Source organism: Metapseudomonas phytobenefica, assembly GCF_043392685.1.
Classification (GTDB): domain Bacteria; phylum Pseudomonadota; class Gammaproteobacteria; order Pseudomonadales; family Pseudomonadaceae; genus Metapseudomonas.
This window is the reverse complement of sequence record NZ_JBHZGM010000024.1, coordinates 58726-82289: the sequence shown is the minus strand read 5'-3', so window position 1 is coordinate 82289 and position 23564 is coordinate 58726. Positions and strand designations below refer to the sequence as shown.

Here is a 23564-nt window from a genome sequence, read left to right as displayed (position 1 = left end):
CTGCCCGTGCACCCGGAGGGATCGCTGGACACCCTCAACATCATGAATCAGGTCCACCTGACCCAGCAGAGCCTGTTCTTCGGCCAGCACAGCCTGGTGCGGAACATCCAGCGGCAAATGGCCCTCACGGCTCTGCTCAAGGACAAAGTCGAGCATCTGGAGGCCCTCGCCGCCATCGAGCGTGAAGACGACCAGGGCGTGCCCGCCTACGCCCGGCAGGACTGGCGGCGCTACCTCACCCTGCTCAACCTGCGCACCTGGGCCACGCTCGACGACCGGGTGGTGACGGAACAGATCTACGTGCACAGCAAGCTGCTGATCGCCGATGACCGGGTGGCCATCCTCGGCAGCGCCAATATCAACGACCGCAGCCTGCTGGGCGAGCGCGACTCGGAACTGGCCGCCATCGTCCGCGACAGCACGCCCACCACGGTACCGCTGGATGGCCAGAAACCCCAGGTGGTGAGCAAGGCCATCCAGCAGCTGCGGGTGGACCTGTGGAAGAAGCACTTCGGCCTGTCCCAGAGCCGCCCCGACGCGGTGCAGCCGGCCAGTGTGCTGGAAAGCGTGCTGGACAAGCCGGCGGCGCCCAGCACCTGGGAAGCCATCCAGCGGGTGGCCCAGGCCAACGCCGACGCCTACGAGCGGGTTTTTGACTTCATTCCCCAGAGCATCAGCCCGGTGCAGACCCAACTGACCCCGGCGTTGCCGCCGGAATACAAGGACGGCTTTCCCGCCTCGGTCTGGCCGACCTGGGCCTATTGGGATGCGGAAGCACGTAATGAGGGCGGTCAGCAGTTGCGGCCATTGCCCCATGAATACGCTTTCTGGCGCTCGGACACCCTGCAAGCGGTGCGCAGTTTCTCGGCCCCCGAGGGGATACGGGGCTTTATCACCGCACTGCCCACCCGCTGGACCCTGGGCGAGCGCAACCACTCCGGCATCCACCTCGGCATCCTGGCCAACCGGCTCGACGCTTCCCCACAGCAGCGCGTGGCTCAGGTAAGCACTCCAGAGGACACCACCACATGATCCGGCTGATCCTGCTGCTGCCTCTGCTGTTTGTGCCCCTGACCGAGGCCAGCTCCGCCCGGCAAGAATGCCTGGGGCGAGTGGCTTTTGACGTGCAGGAAGAGATCGAGTGGGCGGTGTTTAGCAACAAGCGCGTTACGCGCATTGCTGATGCGAGAGGCGGGGGGCACCGTTTCACCGACAAGGTCGCCGGCCGTTGGGAGCGGGGCCGCCATGGAGTGGATGGGCAGCGTACAATTTTCTATGTCACGGCTCCAACCACCCGTGAAAAATTTGACGGTGCTGCGAACTATATCCGGGGGCGAGGGACGCTTTATCAGGAAGAGTTGAGGAAGAAAATTGAGATTAAGAAATTCCGCATCGAAATGTTCAAGCAGGACCCGGGTGATACCAGCCAAGCAATCAAGAATGTCGAGGAAGAAATTCGCGAAGTCGAAGCCGATATTCCCCTGGCCAAGATCTACGACCACGACCTGGGCATTCCGGACTCTTATGCTTTGGGTAGTAAGGAGATTCCATTTCGACTGCTGCTCTGGCGGGACTCGCGGGTCTACTACTTCGTGTTCAGCCGCCCCGATGCCGGGACTGCCGCCTATATGCAGGACCTGGCCCGGCGCTTTCGCACCCGGGCGCTGTACGAAGTGCCGCCCGAGCCGGGCATCTGCTTCCCCTATGGCTTTATCGCCGACGACGGCAAGGCCCCCTACGAACTACGCAACAGCCTGCGCTTCACCCGCACGCCCAATGTGATTGTCAGCCTGCTCACCGCCTCCGCCGGCGACCCCACCGAGCCGACCATGGGGCTCTATGACACCGACTTCTACCCCGGTTTCGACCGCCGCAAATGGCGGCGGGTCAACCTGATCGAGCAGCTGTATTTCGGCAAGTGGCTGTCCACTTTCACCGGCTGGCACCTCACGCCCACGCCGGAAGGCGGCGAGCAGGAGCGGGCCTGGTTCGGCCACGCCCATATCGGCGGGCCGGGCACCTCCATGCCGATGCTGGCCATCCAGGTGCAGACCTTCGAGAAGGGCATCGACGACCTCACCGAGCACACCCCGCCGCCGGAAACGGTGATGCCGCACATCCAGGCCCTGACCCGTTCGTTGCACTACCGCGAGGGCGTGCCTCGATGATCCGGCTGCTGGCGATGCCTGTGCTACCCCTGTCGATTGCTCCGCCCACGTTCCCGGCACGCCCGACGTTCAACATTCGCTTGCAGGACGTCCCGGGCGAGGAAGGGTTCGCGCTGGCTCATACGCCATGGGTGATCCATCGGGGCAATAGCCTGCTGGGCGAGCGCGACTCGGAGCTGGCCGTCATCGTCCGCGACAGCACCCCCACCACGGTACCGCTGGATGGCCAGAAACCCCAGGTGGTGAGCAAGGCCATCCAGCAGCTGCGGGTGGACCTGTGGAAGAAGCACTTCGGCCTGTCCCAGAGCCGCCCCGACGCGGTGCAGCCGGCCAGTGTGCTGGAAAGCGTGCTGGACAAGCCGGCGGCGCCCAGCACCTGGGAGGCGATCCAGGCTGTGGCCGAAGAAAACACCAAAGCCTATGAGCGGGCTTTTGACTTTATTCCCCAGAACATCAGCCCGGTGCAGACCCAGCTGACGGCGTTGCCGCCGGAATACAAGGACGACTTTCCCGCCTCGGTCTGGCCGACCTGGGCCTATTGGGATGCGGAAGCACGTAATGAGGGCGGTCAGCAGTTGCGGCCATTGCCCCATGAATACGCTTTCTGGCGCTCGGACACCCTGCAAGCGGTGCGCAGTTTCTCGACCCCCGAGGGGATACGGGGCTTTATCACCGCACTGCCCACCCGCTGGACCCTGGGCGAGCGCAACCACTCCGGTATCCACCTCGGCATCCTGGCCAACCGGCTCGACGCTTCCCCACAGCAGCGCGTGGCTCAGGTAAACACTCCAGAGGACACCACAACATGAACCGGCTGATCCTGCTGCTGCCTCTGCTGTTTGTGCCCCTGACCGAGGCCAGCTCCGCCCGGCAAGAATGCCTGGGTCGAGTGGCCTTTGATGTGCAGGAAGAGATCGAGTGGGCGGTGTTTAGCAACAAGCGCGTCACGCGCATTTCTGATGCCAAAGGAGGCGGACACCGGTTTACCGACAAGGTCGCGGGCCGTTGGGAGCGGGGCAGTTATGGCACCGAGCACGAGGCAGTCCTTTACGTTACCGCTCCTACCACGCGCGAGGAGTTCGACAGCGCGGCGAACTATATACGGGGGCGAGGAGCGCTTTATCAGGAGGAGTTAAGGAAGACAATCGAGATCGATAAATACCGTATCGAAATGTTCAGACAAGACCCTGGTGACACCAGCCAATTCATCAAGAATGTCGAGGAAGAAATCCGCAAAACCGAAGCCAAGATCCCCCTGGCCAAAATCTACGACCACGACCTGGGCATTCCGGACGCTTATGCCTTGGGTGGCAAAGACATTCCATTTCAACTGCTGCTCTGGCGGGACTCGCGGGTCTACTACTTCGCCTTCGAGCCCTATCCGGGCACGGCCGGCTATATGCAAGACCTGGCCCGGCGCTTTCGCACCCGGGCGCTGTACGAAGTGCCGCAGGAACCGGGCGTCTGCTTCCCCTATGGCTTTATCGCCGACGACGGCAAGGTCCCCTACGATCTGCGGTTCAGTCTGCGCTTCACCCGCACGCCCAATGTGATTGTCAGCCTGCTCACCGCCTCCGCCGGCAATCCCACCGAGCCGACCAAGGGGCTCTACGACACCGACTTCTACCCCGGTTTCGACCGCCGCAAGTGGCGGCGGGTCAACCTGATCGAGCAGGTGTATTTCGGCAAGTGGCTGTCCACTTTCACCGGCTGGCACCTCACGCCCACGCCGGAAGGCGGCGAGCAGGAGCGGGCCTGGTTCGGCCATGCCCATATCGGCGGGCCGGGCACCTCCATGCCGATGCTGGCCATCCAGGTGCAGACCTTCGAGAAGGGCATCGACGACCTCACCGAGCACACCCCGCCACCGGAAACGGTGATGCCGCGCATCCAGGCCCTGACCCGTTCGTTGCACTACCGCGAGGGCGTGCCCCGATGAACCGGCTGATCCTGCTGCTGCCTCTGCTGTTTGTGCCCCTGACCGAGGCCAGCTCCGCCCGGCAAGAATGCCTGGGTCGAGTGGCCTTTGATGTGCAGGAAGAGATCGAGTGGGCGGTGTTTAGCAACCAGCGCGTTACGCGCATTGCTGATGCGAGAGGCGGGGGGCATCGCTTCACCGACAAGGTTGCCGGCCGTTGGGAGCGGGGCCGCCATGGAGTGGATGGGCAGCGTACAATTTTCTATGTCACGGCTCCAACCACCCGTGAAAAATTTGACGGTGCTGCGAACTATATCCGGGGGCGAGGGGAGATTTATAAGGACACTCTTCTCAATGACATAAAGATCCACAAGCGTCGTATCGAGAGGTTCAAACAGGATCCGGGTGATACACGGCAGTTCATCAAGAACGCAGAAGAAGAAATCCGCAAGATTGAGGCCAAGATTCCTCTGACCAAGATCTACGACCACGACCTGGGTATTCCGGACTCTCATGCCTTGGGTAGTCAGGAGATTCCATTTCGACTGCTGCTCTGGCGGGACTCGCGGGTCTACTACTTCGTGTTCAGCCGCCCCGATGCCGGGACTGCCGCCTATATGCAAGACCTGGCCCGGCGCTTTCGCACCCGGGCGCTGTACGAAGTGCCGCAGGAACCGGGCGTCTGCTTCCCCTATGGCTTTATCGCCGACGACGGCAAGGTCCCCTACGATCTGCGGTTCAGTCTGCGCTTCACCCGCACGCCCAATGTGATTGTCAGCCTGCTCACCGCCTCCGCCGGCAATCCCACCGAGCCGACCAAGGGGCTCTACGACACCGACTTCTACCCCGGTTTCGACCGCCGCAAGTGGCGGCGGGTCAACCTGATCGAGCAGGTCTATTTCGGCAAGTGGTTGTCCACCTTCACCGGCTGGCACCTCACGCCCACGCCGGAAGGCGGCGAACAGGAGCGGGCCTGGTTCGGCCACGCCCATATCGGCGGACCGGGCACCTCCATGCCGATGCTGGCCATCCAGGTGCAGACCTTCGAGAAGGGCATCGACGACCTCACCGAGCACACCCCGCCGCCGGAAACGGTGATGCCGCGCATCCAGGCCCTGACCCGTTCGTTGCACTACCGCGAGGGAGAGGCCCGATGATCCTTGTGCCGGGTCCTGCGGGCCGCAACGCCGCCTTTTCCACTTACGCACAGACCTATAACGCTGAGTCTTCAGGAGCTTGCCCATGAAGGGAGTCATTCGAGTTGGCGACAAGAATACGGGCGGGGGTGTCGTTCTGGCCGGCTCCCCCACGATGAAGTTCCGCGGGATTGGCGCCGTGCGGGTTGGTGACCCCGTCATGTGCCCGCTCCCCGGGCATGGGGCGACGGTGGTCGCAGAGGGACACCCCGTATTCAAGGACCATGGCCTTCCCGTGGCATTCCACGGTCACCGCTGTGCCTGTGGCTGCGTACTGCTGACATCGTTGCCCGAAGCCACCGCGAGCTAGCCATGCCGGTTCGACTGGACAGTATCCCGCCCTTGGCGGTGCGCCCGCGTTCACCCCGTCCCTGGGTATGGTTGGGAATGCTGGTGATTGCCATGATGGCCGGCTTTCTTGTGACGCTGGCCTTCGCTGACGATCCCCTGCGCCAGGATACTCAGCGTTTCTGGCGGCAAGCGCTGGGGCTGCCGTTTTCCCTGTGGTCCGTCTCGATCGCCTTGAGGTGCCTGGTGCACCTGGGCGTCGTAAGTGCCGCCGATGGCTGGGACAGGGCACGGGAAGAGGATTGGCGCGCAAGGTTGCGGCGGGGAAGGCGTTCCCAGCAGATTCTTGCGGTCAGCCTCCATACCGCGTTGCGCGGGCCCGCGGATACCTCCGGGAGGGAGCAGCACCAGGCGCTTCTCGGCGACCAAAGCGCCTTGAAGGCCCAGGCTCTGCGGGACCTGCCGGAGCAGGCTTGCCGACACAGCAGATTGTCGCTCGATCCCTGCACGCAGGTGGGGTTGCTCGACCACGAGACGTTGCTGGAGCAGGTTTATCGCATGGTGCTGGCTGACCTCGCCGAGGCGATCCGGGCACTGCCTGCCGAGCAACCTGTGGCACTACTGCTGGATATCGACAGCCCGGTCGCTCCGCAACGGACATTCTCCCTGTGGCTAGAGGTGTGGACCGAGCAGGGGCTTGGACAGAGGCTGACGCCGTTCAGTCATCGCGGGCTCTCGGCCATCGATCTTTGGCTGGACACCTGCAGCCAGGACCCGTCGCTGCTGCTTGTGGTATCGGCCCGGATTGCCCCCTCTCCCCCTGACAACACGGCAGAGGTCGCGGTGGGCCTGCTGCTGGGCAACCGAAGAACACGATCGCCTCTCCACCCACTGGCCTATCTGCATCGTCCTGAGCAGGAACGCGGAACGACTGCCGACTCGCTGCGGCGCTCCGTCCTTCAGGCATTGGAATGGGTGCCCATGGATGCCGATGCCCTTGGAGATGCCTGGCTGACGGGTATCGGCCAATCGCGTCAGGCCGATGTCGTTCGGGCATTTCTTGAGTTGTCGGCGCCGCTGCAGCTCGGCCAGGGGCTGCATGACCTCCAGGTTTCGTTGGGGGCGTGCGGCTCCGCTGCGCCTTGGGTCGCCATTGCTGCATCAGCCGAGAGTGCGCGTACGCGGGAGCGGCCGCAGCTCATTGTCAGTGGTGACGCTGTCGAGGCTGGGCTGTGGTGTGCGGTCGTGACAACGGTCGCGATGTTGGAATCGGAATAAGGATGTATCGATGTTATCTCGTCGAATGTGGATGCTGATGGCACTGGTCCTGGCGCTTGGGCTGTTGCTCGAACTGGTCTTCTGGCGGTATCCGGAGCTGGTGGGGGTGGATGCCGGGTCTGGCATGCAATTCACCGGAATGGTCATCACGGCCGTGACGACCATGCTGCTTCTGGTGTTGCTGGCCGCTCAGCTCGTGTTGGGGCAGCGAGTCGGAGCGGTGTCCTACCGGCAAGTGCTGGCGGACGATATCGAGACGTCTTCCGGCGCTGCGCAGGAGGCCTCCGGGCACCGGCATGCCCTGGATGGATTGACGAAGTCGCTCAGAGAGCGCCACGGCCACTTCTGGAAGCGTCGTGTCGGCATTTACCTGGTGGTGGGGGATGTGCGCGAAGTCGAGTCCATTGCGCCCCTGCTGATGCACGCGGGCTGGGTTGAGGACCAGGGCACGCTGTTGCTGAGCGAAAGCTTCTCCGGCGGCCAGACCGCCACGCCTGATCTCTTGCTGTCCTTACGCCGAAGTCGCCCCCTGGACGGCATCGTCTGGGCCCTGAGCCCGGCGCAATGCGCCGACCCCGCGTACCTGGATCGCTATCAGCGCCGCTTGCAGGCGCTGGCGCGGCACCTGCACTGGGAGGCTCCGGTGCACCTCTGGGAGGTGCACGACAGCGACTGGGCGCAGCCGGCCATTGATACGCCGGTGGGTTGCGCGCTGCCTCCGGGTGCCCGCGCCGACGAGCTCGAGCGACACCTGCACGGCCTGCTGCCGTCCCTGCGCGAGCAGGGGCTGGCGCGGATGCAGGTGGACAATCGCCATGATGCGCTGCTGCGGCTCGCCCATGACCTTCAAGATCAGGGCATCGCCCGCTGCAAGCAGGCCTGGGCGCAACTGCGGCGTGGCCCCGGGCTGATGCTGCGCGGCCTCTGGTTCAGCCACCCGTTACCCGCGCCCGCCGCCGCGCCGGATCAGTCATGGATAGCCCACCCCGCCTGGCAGGGCGTGCTGGGGCGTTGGCATCCCGGTGGACGGGTGCGGGGCTGGACCTGGCCGCGCGTTGGCGCCGCCGTGGCGCTCGGCCTGGCCGCGCTCTGGGGGCTGGGCCTGCTGTTTTCCTTCGTGGGCAATCGGGCACAGATCGCCGAGCTTGAGACCGTGCTGGCCACCCTCGACCAGCCGCGCGAAGGCGATGGGCAACTGCTGGCCCTCGATGCGCTGGTCCACGAACTCGACCGCCTCGATTACCGCGCCCGGCACGGTGTGCCCTGGTACCAGCGCTTCGGCCTGAGCCAGAACGACGCCCTGCTCGCCGCGCTCTGGCCGCGCTACGAGGTGGCCAACAACCGTCTGCTGCGCGACCCGGCGGCGGCCAGGCTGGAAAGCGGGTTGCGCGAGTTGCTCGCCCTGCCGCCCGGCAGCACCGAACGCGCCCTCCATGTCCAGGGCGCCCATGCCTCGCTCAAGGCCTACCTGATGATGGCCCGCCCGGAACGGGCCGATGCCGCGTTCCTCGGCAAGACCATCGCCGCCCTGGAGCCTGAACGCGCCGGTATCGGTGACGGCGCCTGGCAGGGCATTGCGCCCAACCTCTGGCGCTTTTACGCCGAGCAGCTGGCGGCGCACCCCGATTGGCGCATCGAGGCCGACACCGCGCTGATCGCCCAGGCCCGCCAGGTGCTGCTCGGCCAGATCGGTCGGCGCAATGGCGAAGCCAGCCTCTACGAGGCGGTGCTCGAGGCCGCGGCCAGCCAGTATCCGCCGCTGGGCCTGCAGCAGTTGGTTGGCGATACCGATGCGCAGTGGCTGTTCTCGACCGATGCCGAGGTGCCCGGGGTGTTCACCCGCCAGGCCTGGGAAGGCCGGGTACGCAAGGCCATCGACGAGGCGGCTTCCGCGCGGCGGGAAGAAATCGACTGGGTGCTGAGCGACGACCAGAGCCAGGTCGCCGCCGAGCTGAGCCCCGAGGCCCTGCGCGAACGGCTTACCGCGCGCTATTTCCAGGACTACGGCAACGCCTGGCTGGGTATGCTCAATAGCCTGCGCTGGCAGCCGGCCAACAGCCTTGCCGAAGTCATCGACCAGCTCACCCTGATGGCCGACGTGCGCCAGTCTCCGCTTATCGCCCTGATGAACACCCTGGCCTACCAGGGCCAGGCCGGCGCTCGTCGGCAGGCCCTGGGCGATTCACTGGTGCAGTCCGCGCAAAAGCTCATCGGCCAGGATCAGGCCCCGGCTATCGACGTGCAGGCCCAGGCTCCACAAGGGCCGCTGGACGACAGCTTCGGTCCCTTGCTTGCGCTGCTCGGCAAGGGCGGCGATTCCCTGGCCGGCGATGGCAACCTGAGCCTGCAGGCCTTCCTCACCCGTGTCACCCGCGTGCGCCTGAAGCTCCAGCAGGTGAGCACCGCCCCCGATCCCCAGGCCATGATCCAGGCCCTGGCGCAAACGGTGTTCCAGGGGCGCAGCGTCGACCTCACCGACACCCGGGCCTACGGCAGCCTGATTGCCGCCAGCCTCGGCAGCGAATGGGGCAGCTTCGGCCAGGCGCTCTTCGTCCAGCCGCTGGAGCAGGCCTGGCGGCGCATCCTGCAACCCTCGGCCGCCGGCCTCAACGCGCAATGGCAACGCGCGATCGTCGCCCCCTGGGACGCCGCCTTCGCCGGCCGCTACCCCTTCGCCGCCACTGCCAGCGACGCTTCCCTGCCCATGCTCGGGCTGATGGTCCGGGGCGACAGCGGCCGCATCCACCAATTCCTCGCCCGGCAACTGGGTGGTGTCCTGCGCAAGGAAGGTCAGCGCTGGGTGCCCGAGGCCGCCCAGAGCCAGGGGTTGCGCTTCAACCCCGAGTTCCTCGCGGCGGTCAACCAGCTCGCCGAGTTGGCCGATGTGCTCTACACCGACGGCGGCATGGGCATCGGCTTCGAGCTGCAGGCCAAGCCGGTGCGCGATGTCGAGCAGACCACCTTCACCCTCGACGGCAACCGCCTGACCTACTTCAACCAGCGGGAGCGCTGGCAGCGCTTCACCTGGCCCGGAACGGGCGACCACCCGGGCGCGAACCTGCGCTGGACCAGCGTCAAGGCTGGCGAGCGGCTGTTCGGCGACTACCCCGGCACCTGGGGGCTGATCCGCCTGTTGGAACAGGCCCGGGTCACCCCGCTGGACGATGGCCAGAGCCGTTACCGGCTGGTGCTACAGGCACCCGACGGTCTGGGACTGACCTGGCACTTGCGCACTGAACTGGGGGCCGGTCCGTTGGCGTTGCTGCAACTGCGCGGCTTTAAGATGCCGGCGCGGATTTTCCTCGAAGACGGCGCTTCACCGCTGTCGCGGATGACACCCGGAGAACTGCCATGAGCCTGTCCTCGCTCATCGCCAGCTGCCTGGGGCAGCGCGATGCCCAGGCGCTGGCCCGGCGCCAGGCACCCGATTGGGAGGCCTGGCTGCAACCGGTCGACGCGCGATCGGCGGTCGGCGAAGACCCCGGCTACGACGACGACTTCCAGCACATGCGCGAGGAGGTCAACAAGCTCTCCGGCGCCGATGTCGAGTTGGTCGCGCGGCTGGCGGAGAAACTGCTCAAGCAGCGCTGCAAGGACTTGCGGGTGGCGACCTACTACCTCTGGGCGCGCATGCAGAAGGATGGCGAGGCCGGCCTGGCCGATGGCTTGTGCCTGCTGGCCGCGCTGCTGGAGCGCTTCTCCGCCGACATCTTGCCGAGGCGGCCCAATAGCCGCCGTATGGCGCTGGAGTGGCTGGCCAGCGCCAAGGTGCTGGACAGCCTGTCGCTCTACCCGGAGGTGGTGAGGGCCGAGGCCGAGCGTACCGTGGCGGCCCTTGCCTGGCTGGAGCAGGGCCTGGGATCGTGGCCGGAGGACCAGCGGCCGGCAATGGGAGCGCTCTACGGTGCCCTGTCGAGCCGCCTGGCGCAGTCCGGCGGGGTCGACGCGCTGGTGCCGCAGAACAGCGCTAGCCACGAGACGAGCCGGCAGGGCGCCGCTCCCGTGGCCGCCGCCATCAGGTCTGGTCGTGACCTGCTGGACAATGGCCGGGCCCTGGCCGGTTACCTGCGCCAACAACCGCTGGGCTGGCTGGCCGCGCACCGGCTGATGAAGAGCCTGCGCTGGGACAGCGTGCACCAGGCACCGCCCGCCGAGGCCGACGGCATTACCCGGCTCACGCCACCGCGTAGCGACTACCGGGCCCAGCTCAAGCGCTTGTTCCTGCAGCAGAGCTGGAGCGAATTGCTCGATCAGGTCGAGCGCATCTATGCCGAAGGGGTCAACCACTTCTGGCTCGACCTGCAGTGGTACCTGTGCCAGGCGCTGGCCAAACAGCCGGCGCCGCAGGATGGCTGGGCCGATATCGCCAAGCGCGACCTGGGCATGCTGCTCGACCGTTTGCCGGGTCTGGAATCCCTGCGCTGGAGCGATGGCTCGCCATTCGCCGACGAGACCACTCGCGACTGGATCGCCCAGCAGGTGAGTGGCAATCGCTCGCCGCAATGGCTGCCGGCGCCGGCCATGCCGGTGCGGGAGGATGACGACATCCTCGCCCTCGAGGGTGAAGCGCTGGCCCAGGCCGACAGCGATGGCGTGGAAGCGGCTATCGCCTGGCTGGGCGACCGGCCGGGCCTGCACAGCGGCCGCCAGCGCTGGCTGCTGCGCCTCTTGATGGCGCGCGTCGCCGAACAGTGCGGCAAGACCGATCTGGCCATCCACCTGCTGGCGGAACTGGAGTCCACGGCGCAGCGCCTGGCCCTGGTGGAGTGGGAGCCGGACCTGACCTTCGAGGTGCAGGCGCGCCTGCTCAAGCTGCTGCGCCTGAAGGCCCAGCGCAACGATGCGGACAAGGTGGCCCTCGGACGCCGCCAGGAAGCCCTGCTGGCCTCGCTGGTGGGCATCGACCCGGTGCGCGCCGCGGTGCTCTGCGGCTAGGCCAGATTCAAGAGAGGACATTTACCGATGGATAAGGACAACCTGACGCTGCGCTATTTCGATGCGGAAATGCGCTACCTGCGCGAAGCCGGCCAGGAATTCGCCGAGGCCTTCCCCGATCGCGCGGCGCAACTCAACCTGGATCGCCCGGGGGCGCGCGACCCCTACGTCGAGCGCCTGTTCGAAGGCTTCGCCTTTCTCATGGGGCGCCTGCGGGAAAAACTCGATGACGACTTGCCGGAGCTGACCGAGGGGCTGGTCAGCCTGCTCTGGCCACACTACCTGCGCACCATCCCGTCGCTGTCGATCGTCGAGCTGGCGCCCGACCTGCAGCAGATGAAGCGCAGCGAGCGGATCGAGAAAGGGATGGAGGTGCTGTCGCGGCCGGTAGGGGCGAAGCGCACCCGCTGCCGCTATACCACCACCCAGGACCTGACCCTGCAGCCCCTGGCGGTGGAGTCGCTGCGCCTGGCCCATGAGCCCGACGGGCGTTCGCTGCTGCGCCTGCGCCTGGCCTGCGGTCCGTTGACCGAATGGGCGCAGGTGGACCTCAGCCGGCTTCCCCTGTACCTGAATGCCGACGCGCCGGTGGCCAGCGCGCTGCACCTGGCGCTGACCCGTCAGGCGCAGGCGCTTTACGTACGCCTGCCCGGCGACCCGGAGCGCCGGCCGCTGGATGGCTATTTCGCGACCAAGGGATTCGCCGAGGACGATCGCCTGTGGCCCAAGGGCGACAGTGCCTTCAGCGGCTACCAGCTGCTGCTGGAGTACTTCAGCTTCCGCGAGAAGTTCATGTTCGTCACCCTGCACGGGCTGGAACGACTGGTGGTGCCGGAGGGTACGCCCTGGTTCGAGCTCGAGGTGGTGCTGGGCGAGGGCTGGCCCCATGATTTCGAGCCCCGCGCCGAGCATGTCCGCCTGCACGCGGTGCCGGTGATCAACCTGTTCGAGCTGGAGGCCGACCCCCTGCGCCTGGACCCCCTGCAGGGCGACTATCTGCTGCGCCCCATGCGCCTGCAGGACGGGCACACGGAAATCTATTCGGTAGACCAGGTGAGTGCCTCGAAGAATGCCGAGCGCGTGGACTACGTGCCCTTCACCAGTTTCCGCCACAAGGGCGGGATGCTGCGGGACGATGCCCCGGAGCGTTACTTCCACACGCGCCTCAAGCGCGGCGCGAACGGCCTGCACGATACCTGGCTGATCCTCGGCGGCGAGGGCTTCGATGTCGACCGCCTGGTAGCCGGCGAGAGCCTGTCGCTGCGCCTGACCGGCACCAACGGCCAGCTGCCGCGCAAGGCCTTGCAGAGCACGCTGCTCGACACCCTGGTGCAGTCCACCCAGGCCGGGCTGCGGGTGCTCAACCTGTGTGCGCCGACCATGCCTTGCTACCCGCCGAGCCGTGATCGCTTCCACTGGCGGGTGCTCAGCCACCTGGGCTCGAACTTCCTGCCCATGCTGGACAACGCCGAGGTCTTGCGCGGAACCCTGGCGCTCTACGACTGGACCGGCAGCGAACTGAACCGCCGCCGCCTGGAGGCCCTGGTCGATGTCCGCCACCACCTGATCCAGCGTTTCGAGAAGGGTTTCCTGCTGCGCGGGGTCGATATCGAGGTCACGCTGGACGCCAATGGCTTCACTGGCGAGGGCGACATCAGCCTGTTCGGCGAAATGCTCAACCGCTTCTTCGCCCTCTATGCCGATATCCACCTGTTCAACCAGCTCACGCTGATCCTGCAACCCTCTGGGAAGTGCCTGCGATGGAACGAGAACCACAGTCAGCGTATTCCCGGCTGAACGCCAGCGGATTGCTGCAAGCCCTGGACGGGCGCACGGCAGAGGCGAACCTGTTTCGCTTCTGCCAATTACTGGAACAGGCCCTGCCCGGGCAGCCTCCCCTGGGCAGTAGCGCCCGCCCGTCCGATGACCCGGTGCGCTTTCGTCCGGATCCCGGCATGGGGTTTCCCGCCGGCGAGCTGAAGGCCATCGAAACCGATGACAGCCGGCCCTTCGCGCCGGCCACGGTGCGTACCCGTCTGCTGGGGCTTTACGGCGTGGATTCGCCGCTGCCCACCAGCTACCTGGACGACATCGCGCAACGCCGCGAGGGGCACGAGGCCCTGCAGGCCTTCCTCGATATCTTCAACCACCGGGTCTTCACCCAGCTGTACCGCATCTGGCGCAAGTACTCCTACCCGGCGACCTTCGAAGCCGGCGGCACGGATGCGACGTCGCAGTGCCTGCTGGGGCTGATCGGCCTGGGTATCCCCGGCACCGCCGATCATGTCGCGACACCGATTTCGCGCTTCCTTGCACTGCTCAGTGTCATGCGCCTGCCCACCCGCAACGCCGAGGGTGTGACGGCGCTGGTGAAGCTGCTGGCACCCAACACCCGTGTGAGCGTCACGCCGCACTGGCCGCGGCGGGTGGTGCTGGCGCAGCCGGCTGGCTTGTCGGCAGCCCGCCCGGTAAGCCTGTCCCAGGGAACGCCGCTGGGCAGCGTCGGCCTCGACGTCAACAGCCAGCTCCAGTTGACCCTGTTCACCGAGGACCGCCAGGAGGCACAGGGCTGGCTTCCAGGCGCCCGCCTGCACAGTGACCTGCTGGCGCTGTTGCGGGTCTACCTCGGTTGGCGCTGTACCGCGCGTCTGGCGTTGCGCCTGCCTGAGCACTGCCTGCCACATCCCGTGCTTGGCCGTGCGCCGGTCCTGCTCGGCATGACCGGGCTGCTGGGGTTGGGCGGCGGCCGGCCCCTGGCCGGCTCGGGCACCGTCACCATCAGCCTGGGTCGCTACCGGGGCCTAGAGAACAATCCTGAGGAAAGAGAGACGCAGCATGTCGCGTACCGTTTTTAAGTTCCTGTCACTGGCGATGCTGATCGCGTTGGTCGGTGGCTGCGGCCTGTACCAGAGTGCCACGGAACGTTCGGCGTCCGTCGCCCGCTCGATCTTCTACAAGGAGGTCAGGATCCTGCACCTGGACTTCAGCGGGCGCGCCGCGATGAACACCGACAGGCATGACATGTCCGGGTTGTCCGTGCCGACCCTGGTGCGGATCTATGCGCTGCGCGACGGCAAGGCCTTCGAGGGGGCGTCCTATGACAGCCTGCTGGACGATAGCCGTGCGGCCCTGGGGGAGGCCCTGCTGGATGAACGGACCGTAGTGATCCGGCCCGATGAGGGCGCGGTACTCAGTGTGCCGCTGGACGAGGCCGCGCAGGTCATCGCGGTGGTGGCGCTGTTCCGCCAGCCGGATACCACGGGTAATAGCTGGCGCCTGACATTGACCCGCGCCGATCTGGACCCGGACCGGGCCCGGGTGATCGAGCTGGCCGACAACAGCCTCGTCCTGCGCCCGCCGGCCAAGGAGTGACGGATGACCGACCACGTCCCATCGCTCTACGAAACGCTGCTGCAGAACTTCAGCGGGGAGCTGGAGCTGCACCGGGTGCGGGAGGAGGATCAGCCCGTTCTCTCGGTACTCGACAACCTCCAGCGCATTCTCAATAGCCGCGCCGGCTCCCTCAGCCACTTGCCCGACTACGGACTGCCGGACATGGGCCAGGTACTCCAGGGCTTGCCGGCCGCCGCCCACGGCCTGATCGCCGTCATGACCCACACGCTGCTCAAGTACGAGCCGCGACTGGCGGAACTGAAGGTCCTGCTGCTGCCCCAGTCGCAGCCGGGGCAACTGGAATACAGCCTCGATCTGCGCCTGAAAAGTGGCGAACAGGCGACCTTCGGCACCACCCTGGCGCCGGCGGGAAAGGTGCTGGTTCGTCATCTCAAGCGGCAGCGATACCTGTCGCCGTGAACCTGGATGGACATAAGGAAATGAGCGTCATGAATGAACGAGCCGGGAACGAATCGCCGGACCGCGGCGAGCAGGCCGCGCTGTACGCCGAAATGGCCAAGCTGAACCATCCGGCCTGCCCGGATGTGGACTGGCCCATGGTCGAGCAGTGGTGCCGGGTACTGCTGCGCAGCAATGGCGGCGACCTGCAGGTAGCCGTCTTTCTGGCGCTGGCGCTGACCCACCGTTACGGGTTGCCGGGCCTGGTCGAAGGCATGACCGTGCTGCGGCGGTTGCTGACCGGGGCCCTTGATGGCGTATGGCCGCGCAAGACGCAGGAGCGCTCGGACCTCCTCGCCTGGCTGGCCACGCAACTCCAGTTTCTGCTGCGTGGCCTGGAGGTCGGCGAGCGGGACGCACCGCTGTTGCGGAGCCTGGAGGCGGAGCTGGCTTGCGTACAGGACGTCCTGAACCAGCACCGGCTACCGGCTTTGGCGGCGCTGCAGGCCTTGAACCAACAGGTCGCAAGGCTTGTCGGTCGCCTGGGCGGGCAGGGGATTCCGGTGCTTGTGGGCGCCCGTTCGCACGGGAGCGTGCCACCCGGGAGCCCGTTGCAGTTGGTGGTTTCGCTACCTGGGCACACTCCGGTTGCACCGGCGCTGTATGTGGAGGCCATGCCCGCCCCCGTGCCGGTCCGCCGCGGGAGGCACGCCGCGCTCTGGTCGTTGGCGGGGGTACTCGCAGCACTGCTACTCGGTGTGCTGGCCTGGAACTACTGGTTGCTCTCGCGGGAGGAGGTTCGTGCGGCGGCGGCCGAGCCGGTGCGGCTGGCCAGCGTGCAATGGTTCGACCCCGCCAGTACGGTGTTGAAGCCGGACTCGACCAAGGCGCTGATCAATGCCCTGGCGAACGTCAAGGCGCAGCCCGGCTGGCTGATCGTCATTGCCGGGCACACCGACGCCACGGGCGATGAACAGCGCAACCTGAGTCTGTCGAGGCAGCGGGCCGAGGCGGTTCGTGACTGGATGAAAAGCATGGGCGATGTGGCCGACGACTGCTTCGCCGTCCAGGGCCATGGATCGAGTCAGCCCATTGCGGACAACGCTACCGAGGCGGGCCGCGCGGCCAACCGACGTGTCGACATCAGCCTGGTACAGGCGTTGGGTACCTGCCAGGTGGGGCCGGCCTGACGAGCCTGCGTGCGGGCCATTCCGATCCCGGCCTCGCCCACCTGAAGGCCGAGGCGCTGACCGAGCTGCACCTGGCCCATGCCATCTGAGGCCACCGGGGTGGGCGGCCGGCCTTCAGCAAGATCGTTAACCTGAGCGTAACGATAGCTCCCCGGCCTTGATTGATGACCTGCCGGTCACGCTCCTAATGTGCGTTCCACGACAGCGGAACCCGTGGAGCCATCATGACAACAAGACCCTCTCCCCCGCCGCAGTGGTCGCGCCGGCGCGCAGAAAAGCAGCGTCGCCTCGACCAGGCGCAGCACCTCGCCGATGGTGTCGTGCTGCCCAGCGAAAGGATCGTCGAAGCCCTCGAAACCCTGATCGCCCCCGGCGACCGCGTGGTGCTCGAAGGCAATAACCAGAAGCAGGCGGATTTCCTCTCCCGTTCCCTGGCGAAGGCCGACCCCGGCCGCCTGCACGACCTGCACATGATCATGCCCAGCGTGAGCCGCGCCGAGCACCTGGATCTCTACGAGCGCGGCATCGCCCGCAAGCTCGACTTTTCCTTCGCCGGCCCGCAGAGCCTGCGCATCGGCCAGTTGCTGGAAGACGGCCTGCTGGAAGTGGGCGCCATCCACACCTACATCGAGCTCTACTCGCGCCTGCTGGTGGACCTGATCCCCAACGTCGCCCTGGTGGCCGGTTTCATGGCCGACCGCGAAGGCAACATCTACACCGGCCCCAGCACCGAGGACACCCCGGCCCTGGTGGAGCCCACCGCCTTCAGCGATGGCATCGTCATCGTCCAGGTCAACGAACTGGTGGACGACGTGCGCGACCTGCCACGGGTGGACATCCCCGCCTCCTGGGTGGACTTCGTGGTGGTCGCCGACAAGCCCTTCTACATCGAGCCGCTGTTCACCCGCGACCCGCGCCACATCAAGCCGGTGCATGTGCTGATGGCGATGATGGCGATCCGCGGCATCTACGAGAAACACAAGGTCCAGTCGCTCAATCACGGCATCGGCTTCAACACTGCCGCCATCGAACTGATCCTGCCCACCTACGGCGAATCCCTCGGCCTGAAGGGCAAGATCTGCCGCAACTGGACGCTCAACCCGCACCCGACGCTGATCCCCGCCATCGAGACCGGCTGGGTAGAAAGCGTGCACTGCTTCGGCACCGAGCTGGGCATGGAGGACTACATCGCCCAGCGCCCGGACGTGTTCTTCACCGGCCGCGACGGCTCGCTGCGCTCCAACCGCATGATGTGCCAGCTTGCCGGGCAGTACGCGGTGGACCTGTTCATCGGCGCCACCCTGCAGGTGGACGGCGACGGCCATTCCTCCACCGTCACCCGTGGCCGCCTGGCGGGCTTCGGCGGGGCGCCGAACATGGGCCACGACCCGCGCGGCCGCCGCCACGCCACGCCGGCCTGGCTTGCCATGTGCCAGGACCGGGGGACCGAGCCGGTGACCCTGCTCGAACGCGGCAAGAAGCTGGTGGTGCAGATGGTCGAAACCTTCCAGGAGGGCGGCAAACCCACCTTCGTCGAAACCCTGGATGCCGTCGAGGTGGCGAAGAAGACCGGCATGCCGCTGGCGCCGGTGATGATCTACGGCGACGACGTCACCCACCTGCTCACCGAGGAAGGCATCGCCTACCTCTACAAGGCGCGCAGCCTCGAAGAGCGCCGCGCGATGATCGCCGCGGTTGCCGGCGTCACCGCCATCGGCCTGCGCCACGACCCGAAAGAAACCTTGCGCATGCGTCGCGAAGGGCTGATCGCATTGCCGGAAGACCTCGGCATCCGCCGTACCCAGGCCACGCGGGAACTGCTGGCGGCGAAGAGTATCGCTGAGCTGGTGGAGTGGTCCGGCGGCCTTTACAACCCCCCGGCCAGATTCAGGAGTTGGTGATGAGCGCAGTATCCCTACGCAATGCCGACCTGCCCCTGGCCGACTGGCTGGCGGACCTGGCGGTGGACGCCTTGATCGATGAAGCCGACCTCTCGCCCAAACCGGCGCTGGTGGACCGTCGTGGCAGCGGCGCCCACAGCGACCTGAGCCTGGGCCTGATGCACGCCTCGGCGCTGTCCCTCTGGCCCTGCTTCCGGCAGATGGCGGACGCCGCGCTGGACATCGGCGAAGTCGGTCAACCGCTGCGCGAAGCCCTCGGCCGCATCGGCCGCGAAGGCGAAGCGGCGATGCGGGGCATCACGGGCGGGGTGAACACCCATCGCGGCGCCATCTGGGCCCTGGGCCTGCTGGTGGCGTCGGTGGCGCTGAATCCGGCCACCCGTGATGCCCACGCCATCGCCCTGCGCGCGGCGCGCATCGCCCTGATCGACGACCGCATGGCGCCGTACAGCGACAGCCACGGCGCCCAGGTCGCTCGCCGTTATGGCGCCCGGGGCGCACGCGAGGAGGCCCAGCTCGGTTTCCCCGCGGTGATCGAACAGGGCCTGCCGCAACTGGCGCGCAGCCGGGCGGCGGGTGCCGGCGAGCAGAACGCCCGTCTCGATGCGCTGCTGGCGATCATGACCACCCTGGCCGACACCTGCGTGCTCTGGCGCGCCGGCCTGGAGGGGCTGGAGGCCATGCAGCAGGGCGCCCGCGCCGTGCTCGATGCCGGCGGCAGCGCCAGCATCGCCGGACGCCGCCTGCTGCGTGCGCTGGATGCCCGCCTGCTGCAACTCAATGCCTCGCCGGGCGGTGCCGCCGATCTGTTGGCCGCCTGCCTGTTCCTCGATAAAGCCGGGAGCCTGTGACCATGGAAACCCTGTCCTTCCAATTCCCCGCCGGCCAGCCGGCCCGCGGCCGCGCCCTGGTGGGCTGCGTCGGCTCCGGCGACCTCGAAGTGCTGCTGGAGCCCGGCACCGCCGGCACCCTGTCGATCCAGCTGGTGACCTCGGTGAACGGCAGCGGCCCGCGCTGGCAGCAGCTGTTCCAGCGCCTGTTCGACGGCCAGGCGCTGCCGGCCCTGAGCATCGACATCCACGACTTCGGCGCCACGCCCGGTGTGGTGCGTCTGCGCCTGGAACAAGGGCTGGAGGCCCTTTCTTCCCAAGAGGAGCCTGCCCATGACTGATAGCGCCCGCCTGCTCGCCGCCCGCAGCTTCGTTGAGCAGGGTGCCCGCCAGCGCGCCCGCGAGCTGCTGGACGCCGGCACCTTCCGTGAACTCATCGGCCCCTTCGACCGGGTCATTTCTCCCTGGCTGCCACAGCAGGGCATCGTGCCCCAGGCCGACGACGGCGTGGTGGTGGCCAAGGGCAGCATCAACGGCCAGCCCACGGTGATCGCTGCCATCGAAGGCGCCTTCCAGGGCGGCAGCATGGGCGAAGTCGGCGGCGCCAAGATCGCCGGGGCACTGGAACTGGCGGCCGAAGACAACCGCCGGGGCATTCCCACCTGCGCCGTGCTGCTGCTGGAAACCGGCGGCGTGCGCCTGCAGGAAGCCAACCTGGGCCTGGCCGCCATCGCCGAGATCCAGGCCGCCATCGTCGAGTTGCGCCAATACCAGCCGGTGATCGGCCTCATCGCCGGGCCCGTGGGCTGCTTCGGCGGCATGTCCATCGCCGCCGGCCTGTGCAGCCATCTCATCGTCACCCGCGAAGCGCGCCTGGGCCTCAATGGCCCGCAGGTGATCGAACAGGAAGCCGGCCTTGCGGAATACGACTCCCGCGACCGCCCCTTCATCTGGAGCCTTACCGGCGGCGAGCAGCGTGCTGCCTGCGGCTTGGTGGACGCCTATGTGGCCGACGACCTCGAGGCCATCCGCGAAACCTTGCAGGGCCTGTTGAACCAGCCGGAGCAGGGCCTGCCGCGCAGCCGCCGGCACGCCTGGTTCCTCCAGAGCCTGGCGCGGCTGGGCGCCGATTGCGAACAACTGGACGCTGCCGCCGTGCGCGCCCTCTACCAGGGAGAACAGCAATGAGCCGTGGACTGAACTGGTTGCAGGGCCTCGCCGGCGGCGCCACCCTGCAAGGCTTTCCGGCGTCGGTGAAGGTGATCGACGGCGAGCTGGGCAACCGCGCCGCGCGTTTCATCGCCGTGGTGCCGGATACGCAGAATCCTTTCCCCCGCGCCCGCAATGGCGAGGTCGGCCTGCTGGAAGGCTGGGGCCTGGCCAGGGCGGTGGATGAGGCCATCGAAGCCGACCGCAATGGCCCCAGGCGCGTGCTGGTCGCGCTGGTCGACGTACCCAGCCAGGCCTACGGCCGCCGCGAGGAGGCCCTGGGGATTCACCAGGCCCTGGCCGGCGCGGTGGATGCCTATGCCCGCGCCCGCCTGGCCGGCCACCCGGTGATCGGCCTGCTGGTGGGCAAGGCCATGTCCGGCGCCTTCCTCGCCCACGGTTACCAGGCCCAGCGCCTGATCGCCCTGGACGACAGCGGCGTGATGGTCCACGCCATGGGCAAGGCCGCCGCGGCGCGCATCACCCTGCGCAGCGTGGAGGAACTGGAAGCCCTGGCCGCCAAGGTCCCACCCATGGCCTACGACCTGGAGAACTACGCGTCCCTGGGCTTGCTCTGGGAGCGGGTGGCCGTGGCGGATGCCGAGCAGCCGGGCGACGCCGATATCGACCGGGTGCGCGAGTGCCTGGTGCGGGCGGTGGCGGACATCGGCGCGAGCACCGATCTGGCCGGACGGCTCGGCGCGGAGAATCGCGCTGCGTCGTCGCGGGTCAGGGAAATGCTGCGAGCGCAGTGGTAGTCCGCTGGCGCGGAGTAACCCGCAGCCACCGATCCAGCTCCCCTCTCCCTTCAGGGAGAGGGGCCGGGGGAGAGGGTGAAACCCCATGCACAGGAGCCAATCATGAGCGCCAAACCAAAACCCCACGACCTGCTCTGGGGCATGACCCCCGACCAGCTTCCCGCCGACGCCCCCGTCTGGGCGCAGCAGGCGCTGGCCGCCGGCCATCCCGTGGTGGTGCGCCGCGCGCTCTGTGAGCCGGGCATGATCGCCGTGGGCATCCGTGGCGCCAGCCGCGAGCAGCGCCTGGCCGCGATCATGCCGATCCACTCCATCCGGCGCGTGCTCAGCCCCGAACAACTGCGGCCGCGCGCCGCCGCCGATTTCCCCGCCCTGCGCGCGCTGGAAAGCGTCGCGCCGATACTGGCCGGCAGCGGCCTGTGCTGGGGTCCGACCGGCAGCGTCGGCTTCCAGATCGCCACCGGTATTCCCGTTCTGCACGCCGCCAGCGACCTCGATCTGCTGCTGCGTACCCCGATGCCGTTCAGCCGCCAGCACGCCCGCGAGCTGCTGGCCGCCCTTGACACAGCGCCCTGCCGCATCGACCTGCAACTGGAAACCCCCGGTGGTGGCGTTGCCCTGCGCGAGTGGGCCGGTGCTGCGCGTCGTGTGCTGCTGAAATGCGCCGAGGGCGCGCGCCTTGTGGATAACCCCTGGCACAGCCTGGAGCAGGCGGCGTGAGCAGCCTCTTCGCCTTCCCCGGCCAGGGCGCGCAGCAGGCGGGCATGCTCCATCAGCTGCCGGCGGAAACCGCCGACTGCTTGCAGGAAGCCAGCGCAGCCCTCGGTGAGGACGTGCTGGCGCTGGATACCCCCGAGGCCCTGCAATCCACCCGCGCGGTGCAGCTGTGCCTGCTGGTGGCAGGCACAGCCTGCGCCCGTCTGCTGATGCGGCGCGGCCCGGCGCCGGACTACGTGGCCGGGCTTTCCATTGGCGCCTATGCCGCCGCCGTGGTTGCCGGCGCCCTGGACTTCGCCGATGCCCTGCGCCTGGTATCCCTGCGTGGCGAACTGATGCAGCGCGCCTATCCACAGGGCTTCGGCATGACCGCCATCCTCGGCCTCGACCTGGCGAGCGTGGAGCGCCTGCTGGCCGATGCCGAAGGTCCGGTCTTTCTCGCCAACATCAACGCCGTCAACCAGCTGGTGATCGCCGGCAGCGATGCCGCCATGGCCGCGGTCGCCGAACGGGCCTGCGCCCAGGGCGCTTGCGCGGCAAAACGCCTGGCGATGAGCGTGCCGTCCCACTGCGCCTTGCTGGATGCGCCGGCGCGCGAACTGGCTGCAGCCTTCGCCGGGGTCGAACTGCGCCGCCCGGCGATCCGCTACCTCAGCGGCAGCACGGCACGGCCGATCGTCGACCCGGAGCGGCTGCGCGACGACCTCGCGTTCAACATGTGCCGGGTCATCGACTGGCACGCCACCCTGCGCACCGCCTACGAGCGCGGCGTGCGCCTGCACGTTGAAATGCCGCCCGGCGCCGTGCTCAGCGGCCTGGCGCGGCGGGTGTTCGAACAGGGCACGGTGATCGCCTTCCAGGGCGCCCGTCTGGATACGCTGGACGCCTTGCTGCGTCAGGAGGTAAGCCGGACCCGATAACCGCCGTGCACTTCGAAGGACAAGAACAAGCAACTTCGACCCAAAGCGAGGACAACAACAATGATCATCTACGGTGTGGCCTTTCTGGCCCTCTGCACCCTGGTAGGCATCTTCACCGGAGAGCTACTGGGCAAACTCCTCGGCGTACCCGCCAACGTCGGCGGCGTGGGCATCGCCATGCTCCTGCTGATCTTCGTCGGCAGCTACCTGAACAAGCGCGGCCTGTTCACCAGCAAGAGCCAACAGGGCGTGGAATTCTGGAGCGCCATCTACATCCCCATCGTGGTCGCCATGGCCGCCCAGCAGAACGTCTACGGCGCCCTGAGCGGCGGCCCCATGGCGATCCTCGCCGGAATCGCCGCGGTCGTGCTGGGCTTCGTCCTGGTCCCGGTACTTTGCCGAATCGGCCAAAAAAAGCCCGTTGACCCCGTCAGCCCCTCCCTGAGCAAAGCGCAGCGGTGACC

22 protein-coding genes are annotated in these 23564 nt (G+C 67.2%); all 22 read left to right on the top strand.

Features of this window, described 5'->3' with window-relative positions; all coding sequences use genetic code 11:
- A partial coding sequence (locus tag ACFW0B_RS18685) for a phospholipase D-like domain-containing protein (protein ID WP_449150499.1) occupies positions 1–1032 on the top strand: 1032 nt, incomplete at its 5' end.
- Positions 1029–2168 carry a hypothetical protein gene (locus tag ACFW0B_RS18680; RefSeq protein ID WP_449150498.1) on the top strand — a complete coding sequence of 380 codons (1140 nt, stop codon included), beginning with the start codon at positions 1029–1031 and terminating at the stop codon, positions 2166–2168. The genes ACFW0B_RS18685 and ACFW0B_RS18680, both read left to right, overlap by 4 nt.
- Positions 2165–2977 carry a hypothetical protein gene (locus ACFW0B_RS18675; RefSeq protein WP_449150497.1) on the top strand — a complete coding sequence of 271 codons (813 nt, stop codon included), beginning with the start codon at positions 2165–2167 and terminating at the stop codon, positions 2975–2977. The genes ACFW0B_RS18680 and ACFW0B_RS18675 overlap by 4 nt, the downstream gene beginning before the upstream one ends.
- Positions 2974–4107: a T6SS immunity protein Tli4 family protein gene (locus ACFW0B_RS18670; protein WP_449150496.1), complete on the top strand. Its 1134-nt coding sequence runs from the start codon at positions 2974–2976 to the stop codon at positions 4105–4107. The genes ACFW0B_RS18675 and ACFW0B_RS18670 overlap by 4 nt, the downstream gene beginning before the upstream one ends.
- Entirely contained in the window at positions 4104–5243 is a 1140-nt protein-coding gene (locus tag ACFW0B_RS18665; protein ID WP_449150495.1) for a T6SS immunity protein Tli4 family protein, read from the top strand. The genes ACFW0B_RS18670 and ACFW0B_RS18665 overlap by 4 nt, the downstream gene beginning before the upstream one ends.
- Before the next feature lie 85 nt (positions 5244–5328).
- Positions 5329–5592 carry a PAAR domain-containing protein gene (locus ACFW0B_RS18660; RefSeq protein ID WP_449150494.1) on the top strand — a complete coding sequence of 88 codons (264 nt, stop codon included), beginning with the start codon at positions 5329–5331 and terminating at the stop codon, positions 5590–5592.
- Between the two features lie 77 nt (positions 5593–5669).
- The gene (locus ACFW0B_RS18655; protein WP_449150493.1) at positions 5670–6848 is read left to right on the top strand and encodes a hypothetical protein; all 1179 of its coding nucleotides are present in this window, start codon (positions 5670–5672) and stop codon (positions 6846–6848) included.
- A 10-nt stretch (positions 6849–6858) separates the two neighbouring features.
- Entirely contained in the window at positions 6859–10203 is a 3345-nt protein-coding gene (locus tag ACFW0B_RS18650; protein WP_449150492.1) for an ImcF-related family protein, read from the top strand.
- Positions 10200–11783, top strand: coding sequence for a type VI secretion system protein TssA (gene tssA / locus ACFW0B_RS18645; protein ID WP_449150491.1), 1584 nt, complete (start codon positions 10200–10202; stop codon positions 11781–11783). Before ACFW0B_RS18650 ends, tssA begins: the two co-directional genes overlap by 4 nt.
- Before the next feature lie 27 nt (positions 11784–11810).
- Complete coding sequence (gene tssF, locus ACFW0B_RS18640; protein ID WP_449150490.1) at positions 11811–13580, top strand: type VI secretion system baseplate subunit TssF; 1770 nt, start codon at positions 11811–11813, stop codon at positions 13578–13580.
- On the top strand, positions 13544–14638 hold the full coding sequence (gene tssG, locus ACFW0B_RS18635; RefSeq protein WP_449150489.1) for a type VI secretion system baseplate subunit TssG: 1095 nt from the start codon (positions 13544–13546) through the stop codon (positions 14636–14638). The genes tssF and tssG overlap by 37 nt, the downstream gene beginning before the upstream one ends.
- Positions 14619–15155: a type VI secretion system lipoprotein TssJ gene (gene tssJ / locus ACFW0B_RS18630; RefSeq protein WP_449150488.1), complete on the top strand. Its 537-nt coding sequence runs from the start codon at positions 14619–14621 to the stop codon at positions 15153–15155. Before tssG ends, tssJ begins: the two co-directional genes overlap by 20 nt.
- A 3-nt stretch (positions 15156–15158) precedes the next feature.
- Positions 15159–15596, top strand: a complete 438-nt coding sequence (gene tssE, locus ACFW0B_RS18625; RefSeq protein ID WP_449150487.1) for a type VI secretion system baseplate subunit TssE — start codon at positions 15159–15161, stop codon at positions 15594–15596.
- Between the two features lie 29 nt (positions 15597–15625).
- A complete protein-coding gene (locus tag ACFW0B_RS18620; RefSeq protein WP_449150486.1) occupies positions 15626–16765 on the top strand; it encodes an OmpA family protein in 1140 nt (379 codons plus the stop codon).
- A 224-nt stretch (positions 16766–16989) separates the two neighbouring features.
- Positions 16990–18666, top strand: coding sequence for a malonate decarboxylase subunit alpha (mdcA, locus tag ACFW0B_RS18615; protein WP_449150485.1), 1677 nt, complete (start codon positions 16990–16992; stop codon positions 18664–18666).
- Complete coding sequence (locus tag ACFW0B_RS18610) at positions 18666–19517, top strand: triphosphoribosyl-dephospho-CoA synthase (RefSeq protein WP_449150484.1); 852 nt, start codon at positions 18666–18668, stop codon at positions 19515–19517. The genes mdcA and ACFW0B_RS18610 overlap by 1 nt, the downstream gene beginning before the upstream one ends.
- 2 nt (positions 19518–19519) lie before the next feature.
- Entirely contained in the window at positions 19520–19837 is a 318-nt protein-coding gene (locus tag ACFW0B_RS18605; RefSeq protein ID WP_449150483.1) for a malonate decarboxylase subunit delta, read from the top strand.
- On the top strand, positions 19830–20684 hold the full coding sequence (locus tag ACFW0B_RS18600) for a biotin-independent malonate decarboxylase subunit beta (protein WP_449150482.1): 855 nt from the start codon (positions 19830–19832) through the stop codon (positions 20682–20684). The genes ACFW0B_RS18605 and ACFW0B_RS18600 overlap by 8 nt, the downstream gene beginning before the upstream one ends.
- Positions 20681–21463, top strand: coding sequence for a biotin-independent malonate decarboxylase subunit gamma (mdcE, locus tag ACFW0B_RS18595; RefSeq protein ID WP_449150481.1), 783 nt, complete (start codon positions 20681–20683; stop codon positions 21461–21463). The genes ACFW0B_RS18600 and mdcE overlap by 4 nt, the downstream gene beginning before the upstream one ends.
- A 102-nt stretch (positions 21464–21565) precedes the next feature.
- Entirely contained in the window at positions 21566–22183 is a 618-nt protein-coding gene (locus tag ACFW0B_RS18590) for a malonate decarboxylase holo-ACP synthase (RefSeq protein WP_449150480.1), read from the top strand.
- Positions 22180–23100, top strand: coding sequence for a malonate decarboxylase subunit epsilon (gene mdcH, locus ACFW0B_RS18585; protein WP_449150479.1), 921 nt, complete (start codon positions 22180–22182; stop codon positions 23098–23100). Before ACFW0B_RS18590 ends, mdcH begins: the two co-directional genes overlap by 4 nt.
- 60 nt (positions 23101–23160) lie before the next feature.
- Complete coding sequence (madL, locus tag ACFW0B_RS18580) at positions 23161–23562, top strand: malonate transporter subunit MadL (protein WP_449150478.1); 402 nt, start codon at positions 23161–23163, stop codon at positions 23560–23562.
- Positions 23563–23564: the final 2 nt, after the last annotated feature.

Bases quoted from the DNA above. Each gene is read 5' to 3' on its own strand.
- ACFW0B_RS18610 (WP_449150484.1), top strand. From the start codon at position 18,666: ATGAGCGCAGTATCCCTACGCAATGCCGACCTGCCCCTGGCCGACTGG.
- madL (WP_449150478.1), top strand. From the start codon at position 23,161: ATGATCATCTACGGTGTGGCCTTTCTGGCCCTCTGCACCCTGGTAGGC.
- tssE (WP_449150487.1), top strand. From the start codon at position 15,159: ATGACCGACCACGTCCCATCGCTCTACGAAACGCTGCTGCAGAACTTC.
- ACFW0B_RS18650 (WP_449150492.1), top strand. From the start codon at position 6,859: ATGTTATCTCGTCGAATGTGGATGCTGATGGCACTGGTCCTGGCGCTT.
- ACFW0B_RS18590 (WP_449150480.1), top strand. From the start codon at position 21,566: ATGAGCGCCAAACCAAAACCCCACGACCTGCTCTGGGGCATGACCCCC.
- ACFW0B_RS18605 (WP_449150483.1), top strand. From the start codon at position 19,520: ATGGAAACCCTGTCCTTCCAATTCCCCGCCGGCCAGCCGGCCCGCGGC.
- ACFW0B_RS18660 (WP_449150494.1), top strand. From the start codon at position 5,329: ATGAAGGGAGTCATTCGAGTTGGCGACAAGAATACGGGCGGGGGTGTC.
- mdcE (WP_449150481.1), top strand. From the start codon at position 20,681: ATGAGCCGTGGACTGAACTGGTTGCAGGGCCTCGCCGGCGGCGCCACC.
- ACFW0B_RS18675 (WP_449150497.1), top strand. From the start codon at position 2,165: ATGATCCGGCTGCTGGCGATGCCTGTGCTACCCCTGTCGATTGCTCCG.
- ACFW0B_RS18680 (WP_449150498.1), top strand. From the start codon at position 1,029: ATGATCCGGCTGATCCTGCTGCTGCCTCTGCTGTTTGTGCCCCTGACC.
- tssG (WP_449150489.1), top strand. From the start codon at position 13,544: ATGGAACGAGAACCACAGTCAGCGTATTCCCGGCTGAACGCCAGCGGA.
- tssJ (WP_449150488.1), top strand. From the start codon at position 14,619: ATGTCGCGTACCGTTTTTAAGTTCCTGTCACTGGCGATGCTGATCGCG.
- ACFW0B_RS18655 (WP_449150493.1), top strand. From the start codon at position 5,670: ATGCTGGTGATTGCCATGATGGCCGGCTTTCTTGTGACGCTGGCCTTC.
- tssA (WP_449150491.1), top strand. From the start codon at position 10,200: ATGAGCCTGTCCTCGCTCATCGCCAGCTGCCTGGGGCAGCGCGATGCC.
- ACFW0B_RS18600 (WP_449150482.1), top strand. From the start codon at position 19,830: ATGACTGATAGCGCCCGCCTGCTCGCCGCCCGCAGCTTCGTTGAGCAG.
- ACFW0B_RS18665 (WP_449150495.1), top strand. From the start codon at position 4,104: ATGAACCGGCTGATCCTGCTGCTGCCTCTGCTGTTTGTGCCCCTGACC.
- mdcA (WP_449150485.1), top strand. From the start codon at position 16,990: ATGACAACAAGACCCTCTCCCCCGCCGCAGTGGTCGCGCCGGCGCGCA.
- ACFW0B_RS18670 (WP_449150496.1), top strand. From the start codon at position 2,974: ATGAACCGGCTGATCCTGCTGCTGCCTCTGCTGTTTGTGCCCCTGACC.
- ACFW0B_RS18620 (WP_449150486.1), top strand. From the start codon at position 15,626: ATGAATGAACGAGCCGGGAACGAATCGCCGGACCGCGGCGAGCAGGCC.
- tssF (WP_449150490.1), top strand. From the start codon at position 11,811: ATGGATAAGGACAACCTGACGCTGCGCTATTTCGATGCGGAAATGCGC.